Raw genomic sequence first — 2,245 nt, 5'->3', positions numbered from 1 at the left:
CCTGAAGTTTGTTCGCCATATTGGATTTCCTCTACTTTTACCCTATATTTTAGTGTACCTTCATAGTGAATTGGTATTAGCCTATTACGTAGAATGGCAGATGCGTTCTCTTTTGGCTCCGATGCTGTTTGATGAGGAGGATTGGGAGTCGGCTCACCAACAGCAAAAATCAGTGGTTAAAGCGGCGAAGAGCGATCGAACTTTAGCCAAGGCGAGAACCAAGCGAACAGCCGATAATTTACCAGTACATAGCTTCCAAACTTTATTAGCGGATTTGGGTACGATCGCCCACAATGAAATTATGGCAACTATGGAGCAATGGCACTGAAAAAGGCTTAATCACGCCCGCAGTTTAGCTTTCAAGACAGAGCGAGGTTCCTGCATTCGAGGATACGGTTTCGGCCTGCGTTTCAAAACTCTAGGTTCAGAACGCTCAGGTCGAATCGTGAGTAAATTAGTTGCCACCTGTTCCAAAAGTAATTGACGCCATTGTCGCTGTTGGCGTTTTCCTGTAGTTGCCAACAGCGTCAATAACAGATTAAACTGCTGCGAAAGTTGATTGGAATGAGAGTTGAAAAACTGTATTTTCTGACGAAGATACAGCCTGCCACATAATGGTACGTAATAAAGTGTAAGCTAATAAGTGTGTCCAGATTTCTTTTCTCACCATCACCGGAGTTTTAGCTGTTAACCTCTCCATTTTTAACGTTGTTTTGAGATAGCGTAAATTGACTTCTGCTGCCGACCATCGAAACCCATATAAAAAAGTCAATTTTTCAACAGTGTACCGTTTGGTATCCACCAATGTTGTCACTACAATGATACGCTCAGCTCTGAAGCCGCGGCGCTTAATTCGCAAGCATACTTCCCGGACGATGAAACTAGACGGCAATGCCTCGAATTCCTCAACAGTCATGTGGTTGGGACACTGTTGGGGCTTATTCCAGACGACTTTGTGATCGCCAATTCCCAACTTTTTCCCCCGTCTAAAGTCAGTTTTACGGAGATGATTTTTACGGAAAACAGCATCTGCTCCTTGCTGTTTCACCAAAACTAAATCGACATAATTGCCATAAGCTTGATCTGCCAATATCACATCGTCGGGGACTAAATTTGCATAAATCAAACGGCTCATCACAATCTCACTGCTCGCTTTCGGAAGCTATGCCAGCGGATACCACAGCCCCAGTTAGCAATGAAAAGAGTACCACTATTTTAGCGATGGGAAATCCACACCCAGCTTTTTGATTGCTGTGTTGCGGATACTCGGCTTGATTAGCAGCAGTATCATTCATCAACACTGTTGTCCCATCTAGTACCCGCACCCGTCGTCCACACCATTGTTGTTCTATGGGAACTTGCTTTTCTAGAGCCTCTGCGACTATGGGTACTAACTGTTGAACGAGTTTTTCTGGTAGTCGCTTACGAGCTTTACTGTATGCCCCGGTATCAGAAGAAGGAGGCTTGACCCCGGCCGCCCTGGGCCACGTACTCATCCGCTTCACGGCTTGACTCAAACTTTTGTCGGGATCGAGTACCTGGGATATCATCGCCCACAAGGTGACTATCGGTGTGTAGATGCTTTGGTAGTAGGTGATCTTCTCATTCGCTAGAAGCTCCTGGACTAACGAATCTGGCAGCAGCTTCTCCCAAGGTGAGGCAACGCTCTGCAAAAATTGTTGTTTGAGAATGCACGCACGATTTGGCATTGCCGGGAGAGAGATATTTTGGTTTGTAAGGCAATTATCTATGTATATCTTGCCTTACAGATTTTTTTTGGCTCACTTTTTCAGTGCCATTGAACTATGGAGGGTTCTAGTTGGGTTTTTGATAAGATTACTCAACCAACAATCGTGCAACAAAAAGCTTTGGATTTACTCGGCGTTTCTCTCATTTGTACCCAGTAAAACCGGAGCCAAAATCTTTCAAAGGTAAGCTGTACATACTCAGGAGCCTTTGTCAATGGGGGAACTTCAGCTTAAAAGCCGAGTCTAACTTACTTATCTGAGGAAGAAAAAGCAAAATTATTACAAGTGCAATCAGACTTACCACTCGTAAAAATTATGCACTCCTTAAAAGAAGAATTTCACGCTTTATTTGACAAATGTAAAAATTTAAGTGCGGGAATATTAGAACTAATCGATTGGTTGAAAAAGGCAGAGCCGTACTATAGCCTTTCTCAAAAAGATGAGGTACAATAACAGCAGTGCGTAAACCAGTTAAAAATATTTGATGATGTAACTTG

At 43.4% G+C, this 2,245-nt stretch carries 1 protein-coding gene and 2 pseudogenes; 2 read left to right on the top strand and 1 reads right to left on the bottom strand.

Annotated features, from left to right (window positions below):
• Window positions 1-328: pseudogene (locus tag QUB24_RS33215) on the top strand (hypothetical protein); the annotation flags it as partial.
• 11 nt (window positions 329-339) lie between these two features.
• On the opposite strand, the pseudogene QUB24_RS33730 reads toward QUB24_RS33215, so the two are convergent.
• Window positions 340-1,709 (bottom strand): annotated as a pseudogene (locus QUB24_RS33730) (IS4 family transposase).
• Between the two features lie 354 nt (window positions 1,710-2,063).
• Between QUB24_RS33730 and QUB24_RS33200 the strand changes: the two are divergent.
• Complete coding sequence (locus QUB24_RS33200; protein ID WP_333157828.1) at window positions 2,064-2,201, top strand: hypothetical protein; 138 nt, start codon at window positions 2,064-2,066, stop codon at window positions 2,199-2,201.
• Window positions 2,202-2,245: the final 44 nt, after the last annotated feature.

Source organism: Microcoleus sp. B9-D4 (assembly GCF_036705105.1).
Taxonomy (GTDB): Bacteria; Cyanobacteriota; Cyanobacteriia; order Cyanobacteriales; family Microcoleaceae; genus Microcoleus.
The sequence above is the reverse complement of the archived record's forward strand: the minus strand, read 5'-3'. Positions and strand labels throughout refer to the sequence as shown.